Genomic DNA, 23,339 nt, shown 5'->3' on the forward strand with positions numbered 1-23,339 from the left:
GCACAGTTCACTAGGTGCTTTAGCACCAATAAACCACTGCTGGCTGATTTTCGTTTTGCCACATGAGGTCTGAGGAGAGATCATTTCAGGTTTCCATCTTAAAATTAGGACGTGGAGAGAGCCAAAATTTTCAATTTTTAGGTTGATCCCACTTCTTTTTTTTATTCTCAACAAAAAAATATCAAAAAACGATAAAAATTATTGACAAACAGCTTTCTGTGTTGTAATATAAAAATATCGAAATACGATAATTATATTCCGAAAAAGGAAAATATTAGTCATAAGGAGAATCAATATGGAAACCATTTATACGAATCAAGATCTTATTGCTTTAGCTGGCTATGCCATCGCGCTTGGCATTGGCCTAGCCTTTATCTTGATGGAAGTCATTGTCAATGCTGTTCTCTTTCAGAGAGCAGGAGAATCTTGGTGGAAGGCGATCATTCCCTTTTATAATAACTTTACCAAGCATAAAATCAGCTTTGGCGAAGAAAATAAGTGGTTCTGGTTCCTCCTCATTTTTGGGATATATGACCTCTACACGAATTTTTCTTATGTAAGAAGCTATGGCAAGAGCTTAGGTTTCTGCGTCTTTGCTGTGATTCTGCGGCCGATTGCTAGCCTCGTCATGCTTATACAAGGAGATCGCTACCAAGGTCCACGCCCGCATGTCTTGAGAAGTCTGTAGTTAAAGGAGAAAGATTATGACTAAACAAACTAAATTTATTAAAGCTATTTATTATTTTGTAAACTTGATGTTGGGATTTAACTACTTTGCCTTTGGTTTTCTGATTTTGACTGGTGTGATTGCTGTAGTAGTGCCGCCAGTTAGAGACTATGTCGGTGCGGCATTAGCAAGAGAAAATTTCCAGACCTCTTTCTTAAGTATTAGCCTAGCCGCGATCGCTGTCCTCTTTAACTTTGTCTTAATCGTATTGGTTCTTAGGGGTATTAAGCAATTTTTGAGAAACCTTCTTAATGATCATATTTTTACTGAGCAAAATGTTACATTAGCCCGTCGTACGAGTCTCTATTTATTTTTAATGTCCTTTTATACAGGGGATTCAGGTATTATCAATTTCAGTATCAATGCTCACTATAATGATATTTCATTGTTTGACTTTAGCTATATCTTAGCCGCGCTTTTGGTCTGGGTGATTTCTGTTGTACTTGAAAGAGCTGTTGTTATCGCCAAAGAAAATGAATTTACGATATAGGAGGTCAGCCTATGATTATTGTTAATTTAGATGTCGAGCTGGCCAGAAAAAAGATGAAATCTGGCGAGTTAGCAGAACGTATCGGCATTACACCTGCCAATCTCTCTATCCTTAAGACGGGGAAAGCCAAGGCTATCCGCTTTTCGACCCTAGAAGCCATTTGCCGAGAATTAGGCTGCCAGCCTGGTGATATTTTGCAATATGTAGCTGATAGGGATGAGGATTTTTGAGTTCTAAAGGGTTCTAAAGGAGGTGATTAGGATGTTGCTAGTTAGTCAAATTATAAGTAGCCTTTTGCAAGTTTTGGGTGTGTTTGTAATCTCTTATCTGATTTATCGCTTGTTAGGAAAACCTCAAAATTCTTTTAAAGTCTGGTTGGGTATTGAAAAAGTCCAAATGCACTGGGGCTATATCTTTTCCATTGCTGTCATCTATCTATTCTTGTTTATAGCTCCTTTTGTCTGGCTTTATACTAACCATAGTATAACAACAAGAAATTTAATGACAGCTTCTTATCAAGCCACAGGTTTTAGTGTTGAAACTGTCTTAATCATTCTGCTTTGGGCTATTATTCAGACGTCGCTTTCAGAGGAAATACTTTTTCGTGCTTGTTTGAGAAAACTCTTTGCAAGATTGTGGGGACAAAGAGCTGGTAATGTTCTACAAGCTTTCTTATTTGCTCTGCTTCATATCTTTGCTCTTATTACTTATGGTTTCCTGCCCGTCTTGATCATCTTTTCTATGACATTTTCAGTAGCTTATGCTATGGGCTGGCTTGTTTCAAAAAATCCAAATGGTAGTATTTTGGAAAGTTGGTGTATTCATGCGCTTGTGAATCTTATTTCTCAGTCCTTTATTTTATATTTTTTAGTGTGAGGAGTTTGCTTATGTGTTAAGTAAGATTTTGCAATGAGAACACTCTGATTTAGTAATCGTTTTCACAATGTGCTATACTGGTTTTACCAATAAGTCACAAGGAGAAACGACATGTTACAACAAATAGGATCAACAGGTGTTGAGAGTTCACGAATTGTTTTGGGATGTATGCGCATGGCTGCACTGGATACAAAAGAAGCAAGTGCGGTTATTCAGTCGGCCATAAATCAAGGGATTAATTTCTTTGATCATGCTGATATTTATGGTGGCGGTCAGTCTGAACTGCGATTTCGCGATGCCGTGAGAAACTTAGGTTTAGCGCGTGAGGATATGATTCTACAGTCCAAATGCGGTATTCAAAAAGGTTATTTTGACTTTTCCAAAGAGCACATCCTAACTTCAGTTAATGGGATTTTGGAGCGCTTAGGAACAGATTATCTGGATTTCTTGGTTTTACATCGTCCAGATGTCTTGGTTGAGCCTGAAGAAGTGGCGGAAGCCTTTAGTCAACTGCAGCAAGCTGGTAAAGTTAAGCATTTTGGTGTCAGCAATCAAAATCGTTTTCAGATTGAACTCTTGCACACCTACTTAGACCAGCCTTTAGCTGTTAATCAAATGCAGCTGTCGCCAGCTCATACACCGATGATTGATGCAGGTCTTAACGTTAACATGCAAAATAGCGCAGCTATTGACCGAGATAACGGTGTCATTGATTATTGCCGTCTGAACAAGATGACTATTCAGGCTTGGTCGCCTTTCCAAATTGATTTGGGACGCGGTCTCTTTATGGGGAATCCTAATTATGAAAATCTAACGGCCACCATCGAAAAATACGCCGAGCACTATAGTGTTTCGACAGAGGCTATTATTATTGCCTGGATTTTACGTCATCCCGCTCAAATGCAAGCCATCATTGGTTCTATGAATCCAGAGCGTATTGCGCGTATTGCAGCTGCTGAGAAAGTCATTTTGACACGTCCGGAATGGTACGATATTTACCGCAGTGCAGGCAATGATTTACCTTAAGAAATAGGAGTTTCAGTGATGAGGGTTATTCAAGAGGTTAATATTTTAGAAAATAAGAAGATTGTGATTTGGCTCAATATCCTAACAATCCCGCTCTTTGTCATGTTTTCATTTTTCTTTGAATGGTTAGGAGCGGCTATCATAGGAAGTCATGCAGTAAGGTTCGACTTTGGCCTAGGAAAGTTGCTTTTATTTTTCTTAGCCTTAATTGCGGTCTTTTTCATTCATGAAATGATTCATGGTGTCTTTTTCAAGCTATTTAAACCTGAAAACAGGGTCAAATTTGGTATTAAGTGGGAATCGGGCATGATTTATGCGACCAGTCCAGGTTCTATTTACAGTAAAAAGCAGATGTTAATCATTTCCTTAGCACCTTTTATCACTTGGACTTTTGTTTTTTCTCTTTTATTGGCAGTCAAACTGATGGGTTTAGCGGCCTATGTTGCCCTTGCTAGTATCCATGCTGCGGGCTGTGTTGGTGACTTGTACTATGCTTATCTCATGCTATTTAAACACAGCGGTAAAGAGATTTCGGTTCAAGACACAGAAACTGGCTTGATTATTTACCAGTCGGACGATCAGTTAAAAAGAGAGTGAGATAAACTCATCATTTGGCAGCTTTTGATTTTTCAAAAATTTTCATGACTAATTTTTGACACTTGGTCTGTAAGTTTTGCTTCCAGATTAGCAGGCTTTCCTAAAACTATTCGCCCCCTCTTGGTACCGTTAAGTAGAGTTATAAAGGTTGATCTGCCAAGGTATCAAAACTTAATCAGCTGCTGTGCTTTGCATCTAAAACTATATAGAAAAAAGCAGAACGTAGACAAACCCTATTATTGATAGAATATTGCCAATTCAAAGGTTGACTACCACATAATTGAAACTCATAGAAATGCTGTTATATCAATGGTTCTATGAGTTTTTTTATTTCAAGTAAAAGAAAACAGATTGAAGAAAATTGCCCAAAATGGACTTTTCTCAATTAAAAAGGCCTACTAGACCTTTTTTGGCAGCTTATTTTTTAGTTAAATATTTAGCGGCAGAACAGAAGATAATAGTCCCGCAAATGGCTAGAGTTGTCAAAAGCAACTGCCGGTCAGGAATCTCTAGGGAATAGTGGAAGTTCTTATCTTTAGGTCTGTCCTTAGCAGATATTGTAAGCGTCATAGAAGACACCTTTCTTTTCATGAAAATAGTGGGCTCTTAGCGAGAGAAGGTCAGCCTTCAATGTAGTCTTTCAGCTGCTCTCCTGTTAAGCCTGCGTTGAGGGCTATAAGGAGTTTGAGACGGGCTTTTTGACTGTTGAGTTCTTTGACAAACATGACACCTGCTGTCTGTAGCTTTACACCTCCGCCGTCGTAAGCATAAACAGGTTCGGCGATACCGTTGAAACAGCGGGAAACAAGGACAACCGGAATGCCGTTGGCCATTAAGCTTTCTAGCTCATGGGCGGCTTCTGGGGGCAGATTGCCTGCCCCCAGTGCTTCGATAACTACCCCGTCAATTTTTTGAGGATCTAGTAAGCTGATAATACCGTCGCCCACCCCCATACCGGCATAGGCCTTGATAATAGGAACGGTACCTGTAATACTGTCTAAGTCAAAACGTACACGTGGTTCAGCTGTTTTGAAAAAGAGAATATCGTGCTTCATGATAATACCAAGTGGTCCGTGGGTAGGTGTATTAAAGGTGGCAAGGTTGGTTGTGTGCGTTTTGGTTACATATTTAGCAGCGTGAATCTCATCGTTCATGACAACCAGTACGCCTTTATCCGCTGCTTTGTCATGACTGGCTACACGAATAGCGGATAGGTAGTTATAAATACCATCGCTTCCTAATTCGTTGGATGAGCGCATAGCTCCAGTTAAAACGATAGGAATAGCAGGAAGAGCCATGGTATCCAAGAAATAGGCTGTTTCTTCTAAAGTATCTGTTCCGTGTGTAATCACGACACCATCAAACTGGTTAGCGCATTCTCTGACTTTGTGATAGATAGCCAACATGTGGTAAGGAGTCATGTGAGGACTGGGGATATTTAAAAAATCGATAATGGTTAGATCCAGATTAGCTAAATCGAGACCAACATGGTTCATGGGATTATCGTCACTGGGATTGATTTGGCCAGTGTCATCAGCCTGCATGGAAATGGTACCGCCTGTATGGAGAACAAGGATTTTTTTCATCTGTCTGAATTTTCTTTCCAAAATTGTGTTATAATTTATTCTAACATAAATCATATGAAAGGAGCCTGTGGTTTGGCGATTCGGGCGGTTTTTTTCGACATAGACGGTACACTCTTGAACGATCGTAAAAATGTGTCACGTTCGACACAAAAGGCGATTTCAGAGCTTAAAAATCAAGGGATTTTAGTCGGTGTGGCTACGGGTCGAGGACCTGCTTTTGTCGGTCCTTTTATGGAGAATCTTGGTCTGGATTTTGCGGTTACCTACAATGGTCAATACATTTTCACTCGTGATAAGATTATCTACCAAAATCAACTGCCTAAATCTACCGTCTACCGCCTGATCAAATATGCTCAAGAACGCCGTCGGGAGGTTTCTTTGGGGACCTCTCTGGGACTTTTGGGCTCCAATATTATCAATATGGGAACCAGCCGTTTCGGTCAGGTTGTTAGTCGTCTAGTTCCTAAGAAGCTGACTAAGCTAGTTGAGCGCAGCTTCAAGAATATTATTCGTCGAATCAAACCGCAGAATTTGGAGGCCCTCAAAACGATTATGAGGGAACCTGTTTATCAGGTTGTTATGGTTGCGACAGAAGGGGAAACGACAAAAATCCAAGAGCGATTTCCCCATATTAAAATTACCCGCTCCAGTCCTTATTCAGCCGATTTAATTTCTCAAGGACAGTCTAAGATCAAGGGGATTAAACGTTTAGGGCTGCAGCTGGGTTTTGATTTATCAGAGGTTATGACCTTTGGTGATTCGGAGAATGATATTGAGATGCTAGTGGGCTCTGGTATCGGTATTGCTATGGGAAATGCGACGGAGGCTGTGAAGCAGGTCGCTTATTATATCACGGATTCTAATAATCAAGATGGTATTGCCAAGGCCTTATCCCACTATGGTCTTATTCATTTAGATAGTGAAAATGACTTTCTGTCTTCTGATGAGAATTTCAATAAGGTACGTGATTTTCATCGGCTTATGGATGGAGAAGTCAACAATACTCCCCGTGTTTATGAGCTGACTGAAGCAGGTCACCGCGCTGATTTTAAACTAGAAGAAATTGTCGAATTTGTCTATGCTGCCAGTCATAATCAGGAGGAATTTGAACAGGCAATTTCTAAACTTCATCAAGCGATTGATAAAGCGACAAACAAGGTGCAAGCTAAGGATCATCCTGAAAGCCCTCTGATTGGGCAAGTTGATGCTTTAGTAGATCTGCTGTATCTGACTTATGGTTCTTTCGTCCTTATGGGAGTGGATCCGAATGCTATTTTTGATATTGTCCACGGTGCTAATATGGGAAAGACTTTTCCAGATGGTAAAGCACATTTTGATCCTGTGACGCACAAGGTCTTGAAGCCCTCTGATTGGGAAGAACGCTTTGCACCTGAACCTGCTATTAAACAAGAAATTGATCGGCAACTGCAAAAGGCTCTCAATCGCCAGAACAACCGTGAATCTAGGGGAGACTGAGATTTCCATTATTAAGGAGTTAGAAAAGCTTTCCCATTTTTATTTTAATTCTGGTCAAACTGTGAACCAAAATTCAACTCAGTATCCATGCAAAAATTCGGCATTCAAAAACACTCCTAAGTAAGATAGCTTATCAAACCTAAGGAGTGTTATTTGCTTTTTGAGTAATGGACTAAAGTGTTTTTTGTTCATCACGGACAACTAGGATATCAACCTTAGCATGGCGCATGATATACTCTGAAGACGAACCGATCAGTAAGCGTTCAAAGCTATTTAGTCCTGTTGCTCCCAGAAGAATCAAGTCCGCTTTTTCTTGTTCAGGGATATCAACGGCTAACAGGCGTTTAGGATTCCCGAATTCGACGACCTTGCGAACATCTTTGACTCCAGCTTCTTTGGCAGTTTGGGTGTAGCTATCTAACAATGTATCCGCCTCTTTTTCAAGGTTTTCATAAGTGAAAGTATCAACGGCTGCGACATTTTGAATGGCGCGTGTATCAATAACGTGTGCTAGAATTAATTCAGCTCCGTTTCGTTTGGCAACAGCTATACCTTTTTTGAAGGCTAATTCAGCCTGCTTAGAACCATCAACGGCAACGAGGATATGTTTATATGCTTGAATCATAAGTTTGACCTCCAGTGTTCTTACTTCTGCGCCCTTATTATACTCTTTTTTCATACTTTATGAAAGCGATTACTGGGATTTTCCGAAATTTTTTATACACCTTACCTAATCTTCTCCCGAAGCTAAAAAGATTAAGGCATTTACAATCAGTATAAAAACCTAGATGTGAAAACCAAGAGAAGTAGGGGGTAGACAGCATTAGCCTTTTTGTTCTGGTAGGAGTTAAGGTTTTTACCGTATTTATTTCAATTTTTTGACAATTTAAGCTATAATAGAGCAACAGAGGTTACAAGTATGAAACAGTATGATAAGTCGGTCAAGTTAGAACATGTGGCCTACGATATTCGTGGACCCGTCTTAGATGAGGCTAATCGCATGATAGCCAATGGCGAAAAAATTCTTAGGCTCAATACAGGAAATCCAGCAGCTTTTGGTTTTACTGCTCCTGACGAAGTCATTCAGGATCTGATTGCCAATGTTCGTAACAGTGAGGGCTATTCTGATTCCAAGGGGATTTTTTCAGCTCGTAAGGCTATCATGCAGTACTGCCAGACTAAGGGATTCCCACCAGTTACCATTGATGATATTTACATCGGTAACGGGGTGTCGGAACTCATCTCTATGTCTCTACAAGCGCTTCTTGATGAAGGAGATGAAGTGCTAGTACCTATGCCTGATTACCCTCTGTGGACTGCTTGTGTCAGTTTGGCAGGTGGGAAAGCCGTCCATTATATATGTGATGAGCAGGCTAGCTGGTATCCTGACATTAATGATATCAAATCAAAAATTAGCTCTAACACAAAGGCCATCGTCGTTATCAATCCAAATAATCCGACGGGAGCTCTCTATCCCAAGGATATCTTAGAAGAACTTGTTGATATTGCACGGCAAAACGATTTGATTATTTTTGCGGATGAAATATACGACCGTTTAGTTATGGATGGGGCCAGGCACACGGCCATCGCCAGTCTGGCGCCGGATGTGTTCTGTGTATCCATGAATGGCCTTTCCAAATCCCACCGTATCTGTGGTTTTCGTGTTGGTTGGATGGTGCTGTCAGGTCCCAAGGAGCCTGTTAAGGGGTATATTGAAGGCCTAAATATGCTGGCGAATATGAGACTTTGCTCTAATGTCTTGGCTCAGCATGTCGTTCAGACCTCTTTGGGAGGTTACCAATCAGGTGATGAACTGCTGATACCAGGCGGTCGTATTTACGAGCAGCGAGAGTTTATTACTAAAGCTATCAACGATATTCCCGGGCTGTCAGCGGTCAAACCTCAAGCAGGTCTCTATATTTTTCCTAAAATTGACCAAAGTATGTACCGGATTGATGATGATGAAGAATTTGTTCTGCAATTGTTGAAACAAGAGAAGGTTATGCTGGTTCCTGGTAAAGGCTTTAACTGGAATAAACCCGATCATTTCCGAATTGTCTATTTACCAAGAGTCGAAGAATTGTCAGAGGTACAAGAAAAAATTACCCGTGTTTTAGCGCAGTACAAACGTTAGTGACTTTAAAAAATGGAGTTGGATCCAAGATCTGGCTCTATTTTTTTAGATATTAAAAGGGAGATTTTTAGCATTCATGAGGGATTTTATCTATAAAATCCGAACATTATAAGAGAAGCAGATTGAAATTGCTTATAATTTTGGAATAATAAGCAATATTCTGATAATTGTTTGCAATTTACTAGGGCCTCTGATATAATGAGGGAAATGAACGAATAAAGAAGGAAAAATGATACTATGAGCTTATTAGAAAAAACTAGGAAAATCACCTCCATTTTGCAACGCTCAGTTGATAGCTTGCAGGAGGATCTGCCTTACAATATTATGGCTATGCAGTTAGCAGATATTATTGACTGTAACGCCTGTATTGTTGATGGTGGCGGCACCCTTTTAGGGTACGCCATTAAGTATAAGACTAATACAGACCGTGTTGAAGAAATCTTTGATGCTAAACAGTTTCCAGATGATTACCTGCGTGGGATTAGTCGAGTTTATGACACGGAAGCTAATATTCCAGTTAGCAGTGAGTTAACAATTTTTCCAGTTGAATCAAGGGATATTTATCCTAATGGACTGACAACGCTAGCGCCGATTTACGGCGGAGGCATGCGTCTAGGTTCTTTGATTATTTGGCGGAATGACAATGAGTTTACTGAGGATGATTTGGTCCTAGTTGAAATCGCGGCAACTGTTGTTGGGATTCAATTGCTCAATCTGCAAACAGAGAATCTAGAGGAAACCATTCGTAAGCAGACGGCGGTGAATATGGCGATTAATACGCTATCTTATTCGGAGATGAAGGCTGTCGCAGCTATTCTCAATGAACTAGGTGGTGTTGAGGGTCGCTTGACTGCTTCGGTTATTGCCGATCGTATCGGGATTACTCGTTCGGTTATTGTCAATGCTTTGCGAAAGTTGGAAAGTGCTGGTATTATCGAAAGCCGTTCCTTGGGGATGAAGGGAACTTATCTTAAAGTTATCAACGAAGGTATCTTTGACAAAATTAAAGAATTTGAATAAGCTAAAGGGGCTGGGGCAAAGGTGTCCCGCTCCCTTTTTATATAATTATATAACGATATAGCTAAACTGGGATTTAGAAAGTAGGAGTGAAAATGACTAAAGCGCTGATTTCGATTGATTATACCTATGATTTTGTGGCGGATGATGGCAAACTGACAGCAGGTCAGCCTGCTCAGGCCATTGAAACAGCCATTGCTGCTAAAACCCAGACAGCCTATGAAGCTGGTGATTATATTTTCTTTGCCATTGATGGCCATGATGAAGGAGATACTTTTCATCCCGAAACCAAACTTTTTCCACCTCACAATATCAAGGGGACCGGCGGACGCAACCTCTATGGTCAGCTGGCTGATGTTTATGAAGCTATCAAGGATGACAGTCGGGTTTTCTGGCTGGATAAGCGCCACTATTCAGCCTTTGCGGGAACGGATCTGGATATTCGGCTGCGGGAAAGGCGGGTGACAACTTTAGTCTTAACTGGTGTTCTCACCGATATCTGCGTCCTTCATACAGCTATTGATGCTTATAATCTGGGTTATGATATTGAGATTCCTGCTTCCTGCGTGGCAAGCCTGACTCAAGAAAATCATCAATTTGCCCTTGATCATTTCAAGAATGTCTTAGGGGCGACTGTTACAGAATGAAAATCGAATCGCTATTTAAGCGATGACTAGGGGCGCAATTTTCAGTAAGCTTTACCTACTGAGTGCCATAATTTCAAATTTTGGGTAATACTCCCCCTTCTTTAAGTAGACACAAAAATAACCAACTGGATCTCAGACGGAAAAATTTCCTGATGTCCAGTTGGTCGCTTGAGTATGTGTCTGACTTAACTTAATGACAGTGGATTTATACGCAATCTTTAGAGATTCCCATACTTTATGGGTGAAGGCAAAGCCATTATAGTTGTTTGTCCAAGCCTCTCTTTTTAGATGAAACTGTCTTCTTGAATCTTATAAAAGGAGTGGCGGGAAAAGATAAGGAGGGCTGCAAGGAATATCAGCCAGATAGTTATTAAGATAGGGTTAATCGCTGAGGCAGGGAATGAGACTAGGGGACTTTTGAGCAGAATAGTGAATACTATGAGAAAGAGCAATAGGAGTAGTAAGGAAAGTTTGTTGCTTACCTTTACTACAGATTCTCTATCTTCTCGAATATTTATAGTCAGTACTGGACTGGTAAATCCTAAGATATCTTTGACATAGACAGTGTGTTCGCCAGCCGGGACAGAGCATTCCCTTGGCTTAATGATTGTTAGCCGGCCAAGATTTTTATTGTCAAGTATGAGAAAGAGTGGGCTTCGGTCGTTGAAAAGACTGATGTTTCGATGGATAGATAGCCTTGCCATAATGTTACCTCCATTATTTATGATTATTTTTGATAAAATCCTCGGACAACTAGAATCATATCTGCAATGTCTTGGGGGGGCTCTTGAGCACCTGTTAGCATCCAATGAGCATAAATACTCTCAATGCTGGCAACATAAGTTGTCAGCCTATAATCTTTGGGCAGGGGTAGATCTGGGTTGACCACATCATAAAAGAGGGCAGGGTCGCTTTCAACCAGCTCAGTGATGAACTGGCGTGTTTTCTGAGAAAAATTTACCGGTGCTATGTCAATGATGAGTTTAATAAATTCTTGCTGGCTTTGCAGGTAATTGAGACTGTGAATGAGTTTTTCTTCTATACTGGCAGGATCATCATGCAATTCTTTTCGGAGGTGGTCAGTTATCTCATGCATAAGCTTTTCAATCAAGTCATATTTATCTTGATAATGAAGGTAAAAAGTGCTGCGGTTGATGTGGGCTTTCTCAGTGATTTGACGGATAGTAATATCTCCAAATGCTTTCTTTTCTAGCAGCAGCTCGGTAATAGCTGCTTTTATTTTGGCCTTACTTTGTGTGTGACGCTTTTGGGTCATGTGATATCTCCTTTTTAAATAGACAAAGGTCTATATAATGCTGCTTGTTTTTCACTTTAGTCTATTATATACTAAAGGAAAGGTTAAAGCAACAACTGTCTAAATAAGGAGGTGGTTAGATGAGTTATGTTGAAATGAAACATTCTTATAAGCGTTATCAGATGGGAGAAAGAGAAGTCGTCGCCAATAACGATATCAGTTTTGAGATTAATAAAGGAGAGTTGGTTATTGTCTTAGGAGCTTCTGGCGCTGGTAAATCAACGATTCTTAATATTCTTGGCGGCATGGATACGAATGATGGAGGAGAAGTTTGGATTGATGGTAACAATATCGCAACTTACAGTCCAAAAGAGTTAACGACTTATCGCCGAAATGATGTTGGGTTTATCTTTCAATTTTATAACTTGGTTCCCAATCTGACTGCTAAAGAAAATGTAGAACTTGCTTCAGAGATAGTATCTGATGCCAAAGATGCTGCCGCAACCCTAGAGGGAGTTGGACTTGGAAGTCGATTAGATCATTTTCCTGCCCAGCTGTCTGGTGGCGAGCAACAGCGGGTATCTATTGCCCGTGCCTTGGCTAAAAATCCTAAGTTACTTCTATGTGACGAACCTACAGGAGCTCTGGACTATCAAACAGGTAAGCAGATTCTAAAACTCTTGCAGAATATGTCTCGTCAAAGAGGGGCCACTGTTATAATTGTCACGCATAACTCGTCCTTGGCGCCAATTGCTGACAGAGTGATCTATCTGCATGATGCCAAGGTTAGTAAGATTACCTGCAATGATCAGCCTTTAGATATTGATAGTCTTGAGTATTAAAGGGGTGATTTTATGAGAAAAAAGGTTTACTGGGAAACGATCTGGAAGGCCTTGTTGGGATCAAAAGGCCGCTTTCTTTCCATTATGCTTTTGATGTTTTTAGGATCGTTTACCTTTATCGGTTTAAAAGCAACAAGACCCAATATGCAAGGGAGAGCTGATGAGTATCTGCAGGTCCATCAAACAGCAGATTTATTTGTAACAGCCAGCCATGGTTTTAGTCAGGCTGATCAGGAAGAGTTAGAGCATGTTGATGGTGCTAAGGTAGAGTTTGGGAAAGTAACAGATGTGACGATTGAGGATACCGACAATGCTGTGAGGGTGTTTTCCAATAGTCAGACCATCTCGACTTACCAGTTAGAATCAGGCAATTTACCCAAGAAACAGAATGAGATTGCTCTGGCTGCTCCTTTGAAAAAGAAATATCAACTGGGTGATAAATTATCCTTTCAGCTTTCTGAGAAGTCTAATTTGGTAGAAAAAGATTTCAAAATAGTCGGTTTCATCAAGTCATCTGAAATTTGGTCTAACTTAAATTTAGGATCATCGACAGCAGGAGATGGTAATCTGACAAGTTATGGTGTTGTGAATTCCTCAGCCTTTGCGAATAGCACCAATACTTTGGCTAGAATTCGCTATGACCGACTGAAAAAGCTTAATCCTTTTTCTGATGGTTACACTAAAAAAGTGAATAGTTATCAAGACGCGTTAGATACAGTGTTAGAGGATAATGGCCAAAAGCGTCTGGCAGACTTGAAAAAGGCACCGCAGAAAAAAGTTGACCAAAGTAAAATAGCCTTGGCTGACGCAAAAAAGAAGCTGCAAGAAAGTACAGCTGCTCTAGCATCAGCACCTCCTTATCAGCAAGAGTTGGCTCAGCAGTCTATTAGTCAAGCGCGCCAATCAATCGCTCAAAAGGAGCAGCAGATTCAAAAAGCTCAGACTCAAATTGATGCCATGCCAAAGCCAATCTATAATACTTATACACGTTCGACCATGCTGGGCGGAGAAGGTTATACGGTCTATTCTGCCAATGCGGATAGTATGGACAATCTCGGCAATATTTTTCCTATTGTGCTCTATGGTGTTGCTGCCTTGGTTACCTTTACGACGATGACTCGATTTGTTGATGAGGAAAGAAACAAATCGGGCTTACTGACAGCCCTGGGCTATACGAAACAGGATGTTATTCGGATATTTCTTATTTATGGTTTTGTAGCTGGCATGCTGGGCAGCCTCTTAGGCATTATCGGAGGCCATTATTTACTTTCAAAAATTGTGCTGCAGATTTTTTCAGGAAATATGGTCTTGGGCAGTCCCCATCTATCCTTTTACTGGTCTTATACCTTAATCGCTGTTTTGTTAGGATTAGTGAGTTCTGTTTTACCGGCTTATCTTATTGCCAGTAAGGAACTGGGTGAAAAACCGGCTCAGTTGCTGCTGCCTAAACCGCCTGTGAGAGGGTCGAAGATCTTTTTAGAGCGGATAGGGTTTATGTGGCGGCATCTGAGTTTTACTTATAAGGTGACAGTCCGTAATATTTTTCGCTACAAGCAGCGGATGCTGATGACGATTTTGGGGGTAGCTGGTTCAGTTGCACTTCTTTTTGCCGGTCTGGGGATCCAGTCCTCCTTGGGTAAGGTGATACAGGAACAGTTTACGCAGTTGACCCCTTATCATCTGGTGGCTATGAAAAAGGAAGGTGTCAAAGATAATGATGACTTAACGGACTTTTTAAGGTCAAAGGACATTGCGCGTTATCAGAGTATTTACTATACACACTTGACTGAGGAGATTCCTCAGTTGAAAGACAGACAGAGTATTGCTGTTATGGTAACGGATGGCGACAACTTTGACGACTTTGTTCGCTTAAGGGATGCCCGTACTAATCAGAACTTAAAACTGCCTAAGCATGGTGTTGTTATCTCTGAAAAATTAGCCCGCTTTTATAAGGTCGATGACGGTAAGAGTTTTTATCTTAAGGACAGTGATGGTAAGAAGCGCCGTGTCAAGGTTGCTGCCGTCGTCAAGATGAATGTCGGCCACTATTTATTTATGACCCAGTCGGTCTATCAAGATATTTTTGGTCAGAAGCCCGATGATAATGCTTATTTTATCAACCTAAAGGATGATTCTTCTTCTCATATTAAGGATATATCAACGAAATTACTGGCTATGAACGAGGTTGCATCGGTGACTCAAAATACATCTCGGATGAAGATGATTAAAACAATTGTTACCTCTTTGAATGCAGCCATGATTGTTCTGGTTGTCAATACAGTTCTTTTGGCCCTTGTTATTCTTTATAACTTGACTAATGTCAATATTGTTGAACGTATTAGAGAATTATCAACGGTAAAAGTTCTTGGTTTTTATGATAGTGAGGTTACCTTATATATTTACCGCGAAACGATTGTGCTTTCAATGGTAGGAATTGCTTTAGGACTCTTAGCTGGTCATTATTTGCATCAAGTTATCATGGAGATGATTGGTTCTGATAATGTATTATTTGGAACAAATGTTGATATTCAGGTTTATGTAATCCCAATCATTTTTATCAGTCTTATTCTTGTGGGGTTAGGAGTATTTGTTCACTACCGTCTGAAATATATTGATATGCTGGAAGCTTTACAGGCGGCAGAGTGATAAATTGCCAGCAGAAGTGTTGGTGATATCATCCTCTCTACAGGTTAAAAGAGGTTGAGAACGTTCTCAACCTCTTTATGATGTGCAAAATTCATTTACAAGAAGAAAGCTAGTATATGCAAGATCCAGAGATGGGCAGGGTAAAAGATATAAAAGAACCATCTATGGATAGGCTTAGTGCTGCCTTTTTGCCCATTATAGAAAAATAGGAAGGGAAGGAAGAGGAAGCTCATAGCATCGCTGTTGTAACAAAACATCTCAAACCAGACACCCAGACTTGGGTAATGACTGATATTAAGGTCTGGTCCCATTATGATAAAGAGCAAGACGCTCCATAATCCAAAGACGAGCAGCTGCCTTTTAGGATTACCATAAAATCTCCAGAAAATCAGCATGAGAAAGAGAATTGGGATACCGCCTTCCAGTGTCAGACTGAGGTGCTGGCTCAGAGGCAGACCGATAAGCGATAGGAAAAGTCCCATGATGAAAATCACTGTTCCCAAGATAAAATTAAGGCTGCGCTGATTGGTGGAATCTTTGGCTTTTTGCCAAAAATAGATCATGCTGTAACCTAAAGCGAGGGTTAAAAAGATATTATCTACGATCTGGTGCTTAGGTCCTAGGAGCAGCAGAGATAGGAAGTCACCCAGTTGCATGAGAATAGCAGCCGTCCACAGCCTAAGCAAATGTTTTTGCCGATTTCTGGTATGAAAGAAACCTTCCAGTGTTAAATAAGCAAAGACAGGAGCAACAAATCGTGTGATGAGGTGCAGCCAGCTTGGTAAGCCGGGGAAGGCAAAAAATGCAGAGTCAAGTACCATAAAGACGAGAGCGATGTATTTGAGCTGATTGGTATTCCATCCTTTTAATGTTTTCATGGCATCTTCCTCCTTGATATCAGTGTACCAAAATAATGAAGCCCTGTCCTTACAATTTTGAAAGAATGTTTTTATCTTTAAAAGTGTGATATAATTTTGAAGACTATGTAATGCTTATAGGAGAAAAATGGATGAAAATTTCTGAAGAAGAAGTTCGCCATGTAGCGACCTTGTCAAAGTTGTCCTTCTCAGATGAAGAAACGGCTGAATTTGCGACAACTTTGACCAAGATTGTAGACATGGTTGAGTTGCTGAATGAAGTTGATACGACTGATGTGCCTATTACGACAACCATGGCTGACCGCAAGACGGTCATTCGTCCTGATGTGGCTGAGTCAGGAACTGATCGCGATCAGCTCTTTAAAAATGTACCGGAATCAAAAGATTACTATATCAAGGTACCAGCCATCTTAGATGACGGAGGAGATGCCTAATGTCTTTTAATAATAAAACAATTGAAGAATTGCACGACCTCCTAGTCAAAAAGGAAATTTCTGCGACTGAATTGACTGAGGCGACCCTATCTGATATTGAGGCGCGTGAGACGGCTGTTGGTTCTTTTATCACGGTAGCGGAAGAGGCGGCTTTGGAGCAGGCTCAGACTATAGATGAAGAAGGAATTGATGCGGATAATGTCCTGTCAGGAATTCCTTTAGCGGTTAAGGATAATATTTCGACTAAGGGGATTTTAACAACTGCTGCATCGAAAATTCTCTACAATTATGAACCCATCTTTGATGCGACAGCTGTTCACAATGCCTATGGAAAAGGTATGATCGTCGTTGGTAAGACCAACATGGACGAGTTTGCCATGGGCGGCTCAACCGAAACTTCCTACTTCAAGAAGACTAAAAATGCTTGGGATCAAAGCAAGGTCCCCGGTGGTTCATCAGGTGGTTCAGCGACAGCAGTAGCTTCTGGTCAGGTTCGTCTGTCACTGGGATCTGATACGGGTGGTTCCATCCGTCAACCAGCAGCCTTCAATGGTGTTGTTGGTCTTAAGCCAACTTATGGTACGGTGTCCCGTTTTGGCCTAATTGCCTTTGGCAGCTCGCTGGATCAGATTGGCCCCTTTGCGCCAACGGTCAAGGAAAATGCCCAACTGTTAAATGCTATTGCCAGCGAGGACAAGAAGGATTCCACCTCTGCTCCTGTTCGGATTGCTGATTATACCAGTAAGATTGGGCAAGATATCAAGGAGATGAAAATTGCCCTGCCTAAGGAATACTTGGGCGAAGGCATTGATCCACAAATTAAAGAAAATATTCTAGCAGCGGCTAAGCAGTTTGAAAAACTGGGAGCCATTGTTGAAGAAGTTAGTCTGCCCCATTCTAAATACGGTGTGGCAGTCTACTATATCATTGCATCTTCAGAAGCGTCCTCCAATCTGCAACGCTTCGATGGGATTCGCTATGGTTTCCGAGCAGAAGGTGCCGAATCTCTAGAGGATATCTATGTTAAGACCCGCAGTCAAGGTTTTGGTGATGAAGTTAAACGCCGCATCATGCTGGGGACCTTCAGTCTGTCGTCTGGTTACTACGATGCTTACTTCAAGAAGGCTGGTCAGGTACGTAGCTTGATTATCCAAGATTTTGAGAAGGTTTTTGCTAATTATGATCTTATCCTCGGCCCTACAGCACCGCAGGTAGCTTTTGGTTTGGATACGCTCAATCACGACCCTGTTGCCATGTATCTGGCTGACCTTCTGACTATTCCAGTCAATTTAGCTGGGCTACCAGGAATTTCGATTCCATCAGGGTTTGTGGATGGTTTGCCAGTTGGCTTGCAACTGATTGGTCCTAAATATGGTGAGGAAACTATCTATCAAGCGGCCTCTGCTTTTGAAGCAGTAACTGACTACCATAAGCAGCAGCCAGTAATTTTTGGAGGTGAGAACTAATGAACTTTGAAACCATTATTGGACTGGAAGTCCATGTGGAATTAAATACCAATTCAAAAATTTTCTCACCATCATCGGCTCATTTTGGTGAGAATCCCAATGCCAATACTAATATCATCGATTGGTCTTTCCCGGGTGTTTTGCCGGTCATGAATAAGGGCGTTATTGATGCAGGAATCAAGGCTGCATTGGCGCTCAACATGGATATCCACCAGACCATGCACTTTGACCGCAAGAACTATTTCTATCCTGATAATCCAAAAGCCTATCAAATTTCGCAATTTGATGAACCAATCGGCTATAATGGCTGGCTGGAAGCGCAGCTGGATGATGGTTCGACAAAGAAAATTCGTATTGAACGGGCGCACTTGGAAGAAGATGCTGGTAAGAATACTCACGCTGACGATGGTTATTCCTACGTTGACCTCAACCGTCAGGGTGTGCCTCTGATTGAGATTGTTTCTGAGGCTGATATGCGCTCTCCTGAAGAGGCTTATGCTTATTTGACGGCTTTAAAGGAAATTATCCAGTATACCGGTATTTCTGATGTCAAGATGGAAGAAGGCTCCATGCGGGTTGATGCCAATATTTCCCTGCGTCCTTACGGTCAAGAAGAATTTGGTACCAAGACAGAGCTAAAAAATCTCAACTCCTTCAGTAATGTCCGCAAGGGATTGGAATATGAGGTTGAGCGTCAGGCCAAAATCCTGCGTTCTGGTGGTGTGATTCGCCAGGAAACCCGCCGTTATGATGAAGCTGGAAAACAAACAATTCTTATGCGGGTTAAAGAAGGTTCGGCCGATTACCGTTACTTCCCAGAACCGGATCTGCCAATCTTTGAGATTTCTGATGATTGGATTGAGGACATGCGGGGCAGCCTGCCTGAATTTGCTAAAGACCGCCGAGCCCGCTATGTGAATGAATTGGGTCTGACGGATTATGATGCTAGTCAATTGACAGCGACCAAGGCGACCTCAGACTTCTTTGAAAAAGCTGTTGGCCTAGGCGGCGACGCCAAGCAGGTCTCCAATTGGCTCCAAGGTGAAGTGGCCCAATTCCTCAATAGCGAAGCTAAGACCATTGAGCACATTAATCTGACACCAGAAAATCTGGTGGAAATGCTGAGCTTGATCGAAGATAGTACCATTTCATCGAAAATTGCCAAAAAGGTCTTTGTTCATTTGGCGAAAAATGGCGGTGGTGCGCGTGATTATGTGGAAAAAGCCGGACTGGTGCAAATCTCTGATCCAGACGTCTTGATTCCGATTATCCACCAAGTCTTTGCCGATAATGAAGCAGCCGTTGCTGATTTCAAATCCGGTAAACGCAATGCTGATAAAGCTTTTACAGGCTTCCTTATGAAAGCTACTAAAGGTCAGGCCAACCCACAGGTGGCGCAACAACTGCTCAAAGAGGAGTTAGCAAAACTATTAGATTGATATAAACCTAAACCTTAAGAGGCTGGGCAAAAATTTGTCCAGTCTTTCTGTTTTGTAATAAACTTTGGCTGGTTTTCCTTTTGTCACAAGGCAAAAGCGGAAAACCTAAACGAATGTCATTCATCTTATCTTCAACCTCTAAAGGTCCGGGGGATCTTTTTAATTGGGAAATAAAGCTTGCAAAGCAAGTGTCAAAAACGGTCTGAGGAGAGATCATTTCAGGTCTCCACCTTAAAATTAGGGAATGGTGTGAGAGCAAAATTTTCAATTTTTGGATTGATCTCACTCCCTTTTTGATATAACTAATAACTATGCTTTTCTATATAAAATATATATTTTACACTTATATCTTCCTCTGATACAATGGAAGCATATTCAATAAAGGGGTAAGACTAATGACTAAAAAATATTTTGAACATGTAGGTAGCTTTTTACGGCCAGAGTCTTTGGTGAGAGCTAGAGAAAGTTTCGCCAAAGGGGAAATTTCCTCGATAGATCTAAAGATGGTGGAGGATCAAGCTATCAAAGACTTGGTAGATAAGCAGGCAGCGGCTGGTCTAGAAAAGGTAACAGATGGTGAGTTTCGTCGTGCCTATTGGCACCTTGATTTTTTCTGGGGATTCAATGGAGTTGATCATGTGCAGGCGGCTCAAGGGTATCAATTTCATGGTGAGGAAACCAAGGCCGACTCAGCCCTGATTGCTGGTAAGATTTCAGGTGAGCAGCACCCCTTTGTTGAGGATTATCGCTTTCTGGTTGATTATGTGGCTGAAAGTGGTGCTGATGTTGAAGCTAAAATTACCATTCCTGCTCCTTCACAATTTTACTTTGAGCTTATTCGTGACGAGGAGCATGTGACTAAGCTCAACGAGGTTTATCCTAATTTTGATGAACTCCGAGAGGATATTAAAAAAGCTTATCTGACAGTTGTTGATGATCTAGTAGCAGCAGGACTTAAGACCTTACAGGTTGATGATTGTACCTGGGGTGTTCTTGTCGACGATAATTTCTTAACAGTCTGGGGAGCAGCTCAAGGTAAGAGCAAAGAAGATGTCCGTCAAGAGTTAGCGCAGCTCTTCCTGAGCTTAAATAATGATTTATATCGGAACGTACCTGCTGGTCTCTTGGTTAATAGCCATGTTTGTCGTGGAAACTATCACTCGACTTGGGCTTCGTCAGGCGGTTACCAGCCAATTGCCAATGAGCTCTTTGGGGAAGAAGAAGTTACGACTTATTTCCTTGAATATGACAATGAGCGTTCTGGTGGCTTTGAACCCTTGGCAGAATTTAAAGATCCTAATAAGGTAGCTGTTCTTGGATTGATTACGACCAAGGATGGCAAGTTGGAAGATAAGAGTCAAATTATTGCCCGCATCAAGGAAGCCGCAAAGATTCTGCCCTTGGAACAGCTCTGGCTATCAACTCAATGCGGTTTTGCTTCTACCGAAGAGGGCAATATTCTGACAGAAGAAGATCAGTGGAACAAGCTGGCTCTTGTTAAGGAAATTACTGAGGAGGTTTGGGGATAGCTCTATCTGGTGGCCATGTCCTTATCATATGCTAATTACAGGCAGATAAGAAAGTTATTTTGGATCTGTGAAGAGTGCTTTAGTGATATTTTTCTTAAAATTAAAGAGCAAAGAGCGGAAAACGATTTTTGATAAAAATCCATTTTTTTCTCATTTTCTTGACAAACAGGGATCTTATCCTTATAATCGAAAACAGACTGTTGGTCTGTTTTTTGATAGAGAGGATAGAGTCTATTGAAACAAGAAGAAAAATCCCTGCGGACAAAAGAATTAATCCTAAAAACGGCCCTCCCTCTATTTGCCAAACAGGGATACCAGACAACGACCATGGCTGACATTATTAAAAGTGCAGGTTTATCAAAAGGGGCTGTCTACCATCACTTTGCCAGCAAAGAGGCTATTTTACAAGAAATTATGAAAGCTGAAGTTGCCGAAGTGACTCAGTATTTATCTAAGCTATGCGCTGATAAGGATATTTCGGCCAGTCAGCGTCTTAGCCATTTAGTGGATTTTTTGCTTCAAAAGGATTCCTTGCAGGATATGTCTCATATTAACTGGGCTGAAAAAGTTCCCTTTGGTTTGCTATTTACACTCAGAAATACAATTCAAGTGTTGGTACCTTACGTAAGTGATATGATTCAGCAGGGTAACCAGCAGGGAGAGTTTGATTGCACCTATCCTGTTGAAACTGCCAGCGTTTTTCTTATCTTAGCGGATATTTGGTTTGATCCAGTTCTTGCGGGGGCGGACTATTCCTTTTCTTCCAAAATTGACTACCTGTCTCATTGGTTAGAACTAAGCGGTGTTCCTATATTATCTCCCCAAAAACGTCAGCAGATTAAAAAGAGGATGGCTGATATCTATGAAAAGAAGGGGAAATCAGATGAATAAGTTTCTGAAGCTTGTATTTGTTGTCGTTATTGCTGCTATGTCCTGTGCTAGTCTACTGCAGCTTTTGGCTCCGGATTTCATGGGCAGCCAGTCAGCTTACGGTATTTCTCGTGGTTGGCAGAGAGAAATAGCATTTTGGGATATAGCAGTTGTCATTATATTAATGGCTGTGCTGATGAAATATGATTGGTTTTACCTGAGGGCTGTTTTATTGGGACTCATTATTGGTGGTCTTGGCATTGGAAGCAATCACTTAGTGGGCTTTATTCAGGCACCGTCCCAGTATATTAACCTTATTGGAGCCGTTGAGAACTATCTGCTTGTTTTGGCTTGGATCCTTGGTTGGCGGCTAGAAAAGCGAAAGCACCATTGAAAAGAAGAGGCAGTTTGATAAGTCTCTTAGTAATAATCATATAAAGGAGATTAGTATGGATAAAATTGGGTCGCCAGTCTTTTACCAGTGCTGGGAGCAGCTAAAAACAAAAAAGACGGCGCATGAAGCCTTGCACTATCTCTTGGACAGCGCAGGCATGCCTGAGGAGCTGTCGGGGGATTTAGAAGAGAATCGTCGTTTGCTCTCTCGGTTTGCTGATGACTTAGCGCCACATGATAATTTTTGGAAAGATTTAGCACGTTTGGTTCGTCGGGCGATGAAGGAAGGTTCATTTACAGAAGAAACGAGTTTTAATCGCCGCTTGCATCAGCTGCGCTATGTCATTTCATCTCAGCAGGCTCAGTATGTTCGCCGATACTATCGTCAATCTGGAATGACCGATCAAGCGGCTTTGATAGCCTACCTAAAAGTTAATCGCCTGCGCCCCAATATTTTTGACAATGCCCGCCTACACAATAAGCGTCAGTCTAAGCAGGAGGCATTTGCTTTTCCTGATCAGCGGGAATCCTATAATATAAAGATTTTACTTCAGCTTCGCACGGAGTTTATCCTAGATAGTCAGGGGTATTTTCTTAACGAACTAGATGCGGATAAAGTTAATATTAATGGAATTGTTAACGGTGCTAGCTTCAACTATGGCAATACTCCGTGGAGTCATGTTCGTTTGGATGTTGAACCAATAAGAGCGCACGATCCTATTTTTAGAAAAGCGATAGTGAAACCTTTTAAATCGCCCAATCAAGCTGGAAAAATCCGCCTAGCTCGTTTTTGGAAAGAGCGCAAGGTAGCGGACTTTGAGCGCAGTTTTTATAATAGACAAGGGGGATTTGCCAAGGATGGTCAATCTTTAGCCCGCCTTATTAAGCTGCGCAAAAAGTCATTTAAGCGAGAGTATAAGAGAAAATAGTCAGTAAGCTGGCTTTTTTGTTTGCTGAAATCTCTGCCGAGTTTTTCTGTAACACTATTGACATACGATATATATATATATA

At 41.2% G+C, this 23,339-nt stretch carries 24 protein-coding genes; 19 read left to right on the top strand and 5 right to left on the bottom strand.

The window, feature by feature from the left end; translation table 11 throughout:
* Positions 1–295 precede the first annotated feature (295 nt).
* The 6 genes from ACVR1G_RS04035 (at position 296) to ACVR1G_RS04060 (ending at position 3,716) form a co-directional block, all read left to right on the top strand.
* Positions 296–688 (top strand): DUF5684 domain-containing protein, encoded by a 393-nt coding sequence (locus ACVR1G_RS04035; RefSeq protein WP_447451910.1) that lies wholly within the window; start codon positions 296–298, stop codon positions 686–688.
* 16 nt (positions 689–704) lie between these two features.
* The gene (locus tag ACVR1G_RS04040; protein ID WP_447451911.1) at positions 705–1,217 is read left to right on the top strand and encodes a DUF2975 domain-containing protein; all 513 of its coding nucleotides are present in this window, start codon (positions 705–707) and stop codon (positions 1,215–1,217) included.
* An 11-nt stretch (positions 1,218–1,228) separates the two neighbouring features.
* Positions 1,229–1,447, top strand: a complete 219-nt coding sequence (locus tag ACVR1G_RS04045) for a helix-turn-helix domain-containing protein (protein ID WP_447451912.1) — start codon at positions 1,229–1,231, stop codon at positions 1,445–1,447.
* Positions 1,448–1,478: 31 nt separating this feature from the next.
* Positions 1,479–2,093: a CPBP family intramembrane glutamic endopeptidase gene (locus ACVR1G_RS04050; protein ID WP_447451913.1), complete on the top strand. Its 615-nt coding sequence runs from the start codon at positions 1,479–1,481 to the stop codon at positions 2,091–2,093.
* Positions 2,094–2,204: 111 nt separating this feature from the next.
* Entirely contained in the window at positions 2,205–3,119 is a 915-nt protein-coding gene (locus tag ACVR1G_RS04055) for an aldo/keto reductase (protein ID WP_447451914.1), read from the top strand.
* Positions 3,120–3,137: 18 nt separating this feature from the next.
* Positions 3,138–3,716 carry a DUF3267 domain-containing protein gene (locus ACVR1G_RS04060; RefSeq protein ID WP_447451915.1) on the top strand — a complete coding sequence of 193 codons (579 nt, stop codon included), beginning with the start codon at positions 3,138–3,140 and terminating at the stop codon, positions 3,714–3,716.
* A gap of 417 nt (positions 3,717–4,133) precedes the next feature.
* Here ACVR1G_RS04060 and ACVR1G_RS04065 read toward each other — a convergent pair whose 3' ends face one another.
* Both ACVR1G_RS04065 and ACVR1G_RS04070 read right to left on the bottom strand, forming a co-directional pair.
* Positions 4,134–4,286 (bottom strand): hypothetical protein, encoded by a 153-nt coding sequence (locus tag ACVR1G_RS04065; protein WP_447451916.1) that lies wholly within the window; start codon positions 4,284–4,286, stop codon positions 4,134–4,136.
* Positions 4,287–4,336: 50 nt separating this feature from the next.
* On the bottom strand, positions 4,337–5,302 hold the full coding sequence (locus ACVR1G_RS04070; protein WP_447451917.1) for an asparaginase: 966 nt from the start codon (positions 5,300–5,302) through the stop codon (positions 4,337–4,339).
* A 72-nt stretch (positions 5,303–5,374) separates the two neighbouring features.
* On the opposite strand from ACVR1G_RS04070, the gene ACVR1G_RS04075 reads away from it, so the two are divergent.
* A complete protein-coding gene (locus ACVR1G_RS04075; RefSeq protein WP_447451974.1) occupies positions 5,375–6,778 on the top strand; it encodes a Cof-type HAD-IIB family hydrolase in 1,404 nt (467 codons plus the stop codon).
* Between the two features lie 172 nt (positions 6,779–6,950).
* Here ACVR1G_RS04075 and ACVR1G_RS04080 read toward each other — a convergent pair whose 3' ends face one another.
* A complete protein-coding gene (locus ACVR1G_RS04080; RefSeq protein WP_447451975.1) occupies positions 6,951–7,400 on the bottom strand; it encodes a universal stress protein in 450 nt (149 codons plus the stop codon).
* 297 nt (positions 7,401–7,697) lie between these two features.
* Between ACVR1G_RS04080 and ACVR1G_RS04085 the strand changes: the two genes are divergently transcribed.
* The 3 genes from ACVR1G_RS04085 (at position 7,698) to ACVR1G_RS04095 (ending at position 10,576) form a co-directional block, all read left to right on the top strand.
* Complete coding sequence (locus ACVR1G_RS04085; RefSeq protein ID WP_447451918.1) at positions 7,698–8,912, top strand: pyridoxal phosphate-dependent aminotransferase; 1,215 nt, start codon at positions 7,698–7,700, stop codon at positions 8,910–8,912.
* A gap of 237 nt (positions 8,913–9,149) precedes the next feature.
* A complete protein-coding gene (codY, locus tag ACVR1G_RS04090) occupies positions 9,150–9,932 on the top strand; it encodes a GTP-sensing pleiotropic transcriptional regulator CodY (RefSeq protein ID WP_447451919.1) in 783 nt (260 codons plus the stop codon).
* Between the two features lie 92 nt (positions 9,933–10,024).
* Positions 10,025–10,576, top strand: a complete 552-nt coding sequence (locus ACVR1G_RS04095; protein WP_447451920.1) for a cysteine hydrolase family protein — start codon at positions 10,025–10,027, stop codon at positions 10,574–10,576.
* A 727-nt stretch (positions 10,577–11,303) separates the two neighbouring features.
* On the opposite strand, the gene ACVR1G_RS04100 is transcribed toward ACVR1G_RS04095, so the two are convergent.
* Positions 11,304–11,852, bottom strand: coding sequence for a TetR/AcrR family transcriptional regulator (locus ACVR1G_RS04100; RefSeq protein WP_447451921.1), 549 nt, complete (start codon positions 11,850–11,852; stop codon positions 11,304–11,306).
* A gap of 119 nt (positions 11,853–11,971) precedes the next feature.
* Between ACVR1G_RS04100 and ACVR1G_RS04105 the strand changes: the two genes are divergently transcribed.
* Together ACVR1G_RS04105 and ACVR1G_RS04110 are read left to right on the top strand one after the other, a co-directional pair.
* Positions 11,972–12,673 (top strand): ABC transporter ATP-binding protein, encoded by a 702-nt coding sequence (locus ACVR1G_RS04105; RefSeq protein ID WP_004228619.1) that lies wholly within the window; start codon positions 11,972–11,974, stop codon positions 12,671–12,673.
* A 12-nt stretch (positions 12,674–12,685) separates the two neighbouring features.
* Positions 12,686–15,319, top strand: a complete 2,634-nt coding sequence (locus ACVR1G_RS04110) for an ABC transporter permease (RefSeq protein WP_447451922.1) — start codon at positions 12,686–12,688, stop codon at positions 15,317–15,319.
* 95 nt (positions 15,320–15,414) lie between these two features.
* Here the strand turns inward: ACVR1G_RS04110 and ACVR1G_RS04115 are convergent, their stop codons facing one another.
* Entirely contained in the window at positions 15,415–16,197 is a 783-nt protein-coding gene (locus ACVR1G_RS04115; protein ID WP_447451923.1) for a TraX family protein, read from the bottom strand.
* Positions 16,198–16,328: 131 nt separating this feature from the next.
* Here ACVR1G_RS04115 and gatC point away from each other — a divergent pair, with 131 nt between their 5' ends.
* The 7 genes from gatC (at position 16,329) to ACVR1G_RS04150 (ending at position 23,257) form a co-directional block, all read left to right on the top strand.
* The gene (gene gatC, locus ACVR1G_RS04120; RefSeq protein ID WP_447451924.1) at positions 16,329–16,631 is read left to right on the top strand and encodes an Asp-tRNA(Asn)/Glu-tRNA(Gln) amidotransferase subunit GatC; all 303 of its coding nucleotides are present in this window, start codon (positions 16,329–16,331) and stop codon (positions 16,629–16,631) included.
* On the top strand, positions 16,631–18,097 hold the full coding sequence (gatA, locus tag ACVR1G_RS04125) for an Asp-tRNA(Asn)/Glu-tRNA(Gln) amidotransferase subunit GatA (protein WP_447451925.1): 1,467 nt from the start codon (positions 16,631–16,633) through the stop codon (positions 18,095–18,097). The genes gatC and gatA overlap by 1 nt, the downstream gene beginning before the upstream one ends.
* Positions 18,097–19,536 (top strand): Asp-tRNA(Asn)/Glu-tRNA(Gln) amidotransferase subunit GatB, encoded by a 1,440-nt coding sequence (gatB, locus tag ACVR1G_RS04130; protein ID WP_447451926.1) that lies wholly within the window; start codon positions 18,097–18,099, stop codon positions 19,534–19,536. Before gatA ends, gatB begins: the two co-directional genes overlap by 1 nt.
* Positions 19,537–19,931: 395 nt before the next feature.
* The gene (locus tag ACVR1G_RS04135) at positions 19,932–21,065 is read left to right on the top strand and encodes a 5-methyltetrahydropteroyltriglutamate--homocysteine S-methyltransferase (RefSeq protein WP_447451927.1); all 1,134 of its coding nucleotides are present in this window, start codon (positions 19,932–19,934) and stop codon (positions 21,063–21,065) included.
* Between the two features lie 234 nt (positions 21,066–21,299).
* Positions 21,300–21,956: a TetR/AcrR family transcriptional regulator gene (locus ACVR1G_RS04140; RefSeq protein ID WP_447451928.1), complete on the top strand. Its 657-nt coding sequence runs from the start codon at positions 21,300–21,302 to the stop codon at positions 21,954–21,956.
* Positions 21,949–22,329, top strand: a complete 381-nt coding sequence (locus ACVR1G_RS04145) for a hypothetical protein (protein WP_447451929.1) — start codon at positions 21,949–21,951, stop codon at positions 22,327–22,329. Before ACVR1G_RS04140 ends, ACVR1G_RS04145 begins: the two co-directional genes overlap by 8 nt.
* A gap of 55 nt (positions 22,330–22,384) precedes the next feature.
* On the top strand, positions 22,385–23,257 hold the full coding sequence (locus tag ACVR1G_RS04150; protein WP_447451930.1) for a DUF3114 domain-containing protein: 873 nt from the start codon (positions 22,385–22,387) through the stop codon (positions 23,255–23,257).
* The last annotated feature ends 82 nt before the right edge of the window (positions 23,258–23,339 follow it).

This window comes from Streptococcus dentasini (assembly GCF_053206945.1).

Excerpts from the sequence above, each read along its gene's own strand:
- ACVR1G_RS04035 (WP_447451910.1), top strand. The coding sequence starts at position 296 with ATGGAAACCATTTATACGAATCAAGATCTTATTGCTTTAGCTGGCTAT.
- ACVR1G_RS04040 (WP_447451911.1), top strand. The coding sequence starts at position 705 with ATGACTAAACAAACTAAATTTATTAAAGCTATTTATTATTTTGTAAAC.
- ACVR1G_RS04045 (WP_447451912.1), top strand. The coding sequence starts at position 1,229 with ATGATTATTGTTAATTTAGATGTCGAGCTGGCCAGAAAAAAGATGAAA.
- ACVR1G_RS04050 (WP_447451913.1), top strand. The coding sequence starts at position 1,479 with ATGTTGCTAGTTAGTCAAATTATAAGTAGCCTTTTGCAAGTTTTGGGT.
- ACVR1G_RS04055 (WP_447451914.1), top strand. The coding sequence starts at position 2,205 with ATGTTACAACAAATAGGATCAACAGGTGTTGAGAGTTCACGAATTGTT.
- ACVR1G_RS04060 (WP_447451915.1), top strand. The coding sequence starts at position 3,138 with ATGAGGGTTATTCAAGAGGTTAATATTTTAGAAAATAAGAAGATTGTG.
- ACVR1G_RS04065 (WP_447451916.1), bottom strand. The coding sequence starts at position 4,286 with ATGACGCTTACAATATCTGCTAAGGACAGACCTAAAGATAAGAACTTC.
- ACVR1G_RS04070 (WP_447451917.1), bottom strand. The coding sequence starts at position 5,302 with ATGAAAAAAATCCTTGTTCTCCATACAGGCGGTACCATTTCCATGCAG.
- ACVR1G_RS04085 (WP_447451918.1), top strand. The coding sequence starts at position 7,698 with ATGAAACAGTATGATAAGTCGGTCAAGTTAGAACATGTGGCCTACGAT.
- codY (WP_447451919.1), top strand. The coding sequence starts at position 9,150 with ATGAGCTTATTAGAAAAAACTAGGAAAATCACCTCCATTTTGCAACGC.
- ACVR1G_RS04095 (WP_447451920.1), top strand. The coding sequence starts at position 10,025 with ATGACTAAAGCGCTGATTTCGATTGATTATACCTATGATTTTGTGGCG.
- ACVR1G_RS04100 (WP_447451921.1), bottom strand. The coding sequence starts at position 11,852 with ATGACCCAAAAGCGTCACACACAAAGTAAGGCCAAAATAAAAGCAGCT.
- ACVR1G_RS04105 (WP_004228619.1), top strand. The coding sequence starts at position 11,972 with ATGAGTTATGTTGAAATGAAACATTCTTATAAGCGTTATCAGATGGGA.
- ACVR1G_RS04110 (WP_447451922.1), top strand. The coding sequence starts at position 12,686 with ATGAGAAAAAAGGTTTACTGGGAAACGATCTGGAAGGCCTTGTTGGGA.
- ACVR1G_RS04115 (WP_447451923.1), bottom strand. The coding sequence starts at position 16,197 with ATGAAAACATTAAAAGGATGGAATACCAATCAGCTCAAATACATCGCT.
- gatC (WP_447451924.1), top strand. The coding sequence starts at position 16,329 with ATGAAAATTTCTGAAGAAGAAGTTCGCCATGTAGCGACCTTGTCAAAG.
- gatA (WP_447451925.1), top strand. The coding sequence starts at position 16,631 with ATGTCTTTTAATAATAAAACAATTGAAGAATTGCACGACCTCCTAGTC.
- gatB (WP_447451926.1), top strand. The coding sequence starts at position 18,097 with ATGAACTTTGAAACCATTATTGGACTGGAAGTCCATGTGGAATTAAAT.
- ACVR1G_RS04135 (WP_447451927.1), top strand. The coding sequence starts at position 19,932 with ATGACTAAAAAATATTTTGAACATGTAGGTAGCTTTTTACGGCCAGAG.
- ACVR1G_RS04145 (WP_447451929.1), top strand. The coding sequence starts at position 21,949 with ATGAATAAGTTTCTGAAGCTTGTATTTGTTGTCGTTATTGCTGCTATG.
- ACVR1G_RS04150 (WP_447451930.1), top strand. The coding sequence starts at position 22,385 with ATGGATAAAATTGGGTCGCCAGTCTTTTACCAGTGCTGGGAGCAGCTA.